Annotated in this window: 1 protein-coding gene; it reads left to right on the forward strand. The window is 37.3% G+C overall.

The features are described from left to right. On the forward strand, nucleotides 1–869 hold an 869-nt coding region (locus tag QVP40_RS10950), incomplete at both ends, for a hypothetical protein (RefSeq protein WP_288200508.1).

An 869-nucleotide genomic window follows, 5' to 3' on the forward strand; every position in this document is an offset into this window, starting at 1 on the left:
CATACAAGCCAGATAACAGGAACTCCGGAAGGGTATGAACTTTGTGAGACAGGCGATGTATACGTTGATAATGATACAGCTGTTGTTAAAGTAAGAAAAACGACACCGCAGTTTGAAGCAAAAACTGTTGCAATCTCCTATCAGTTAGAGGATGGAAGTGAAGTAGCAAAAGGAAGCATCACTGTTCAGCCATATGTAGATGGTGAAGCAGCTTATTATAATTTCAATACATCTGAACTCACAGATGTGCCGGAAGGTTATGAGCTTATCACTGTTGGGGACTTTGATGTAACAGATACAGATAACGCTGTTATTGTTGTAAAAAAAGCAGAAGCTGAGAAAAGAAATGTATGGGTAAGCTTTAAAACAGAAGAGGGAGTAATCCTTCCTGATGTTGCTCTCATTCAGATTGAAAAAGACGCTACACAGTTTAACACAAGTCTGGTAACTGTACCAGAAGGCTATGAACTTTGCAGTGTTGGTGATATGACAATTGATAAAGACAGCAATGCAATTACTCTTGATGTAAGAAAAATAGAATCCACAAAAGATGTTATTATTAATTATGTGGATGAAGCAGGAAATCTGGTACTGACAACAAGTATTAAGCTTGATAAAGATGCGACATACTTCAATACAAATATCCTGACGGATGTACCATATGGCTGGATACTTGCAAATGTTGGAGATATCATGTTAAATGAAGATGGTTCAGCAACAGTTATAGTTAGACAGAAACAGTACACCAAAGATATAGTAATCAACTATGTAGATGAGGAAGGAAACAACGTATTCACATCCGGAATCAAAGTTGATATAGATGCAACATCTATCAACACAAGTATGCTGAAAGATGTACCGTATGGCTG

This window comes from Blautia sp. CAG:257 (assembly GCF_000433815.1).
In the GTDB taxonomy this organism is placed as follows: Bacteria; Bacillota; Clostridia; order Lachnospirales; family Lachnospiraceae; genus Blautia_A; species Blautia_A caecimuris.